Annotated in this window: 1 protein-coding gene; it reads right to left on the minus strand. The window is 32.1% G+C overall.

The window, feature by feature from the left end; translation table 11 throughout:
- A partial coding sequence (locus tag E4T68_RS09695) for a hypothetical protein (protein WP_209305073.1) occupies positions 1-224 on the minus strand: 224 nt, incomplete at both ends.

The following is a 224-nucleotide window of genomic DNA, read 5'->3' on the forward strand; positions in this document are numbered from 1 at the left end:
AGGAATCAACACTATGTATTCTAATCTTTTGAGATAGTGTAGAAATCAATTGTGACATAAACTGTGTAGATAGTTTATGCCGAATAGAACACTTAGTAGAGTGTTGTTTTCTTTGTTGAGATAGTAGGTGAGCAGTATCACTAAAATATGTTGATTGTAATACTTCTTTATAGCCATAAAGGTATTGTTTTTGTAGAACAGAGCCACGTTTGATTTCACGTGAA

The organism is Granulicatella sp. WM01, from assembly GCF_004570605.1.
Classification (GTDB): Bacteria; Bacillota; Bacilli; order Lactobacillales; family Aerococcaceae; genus WM01.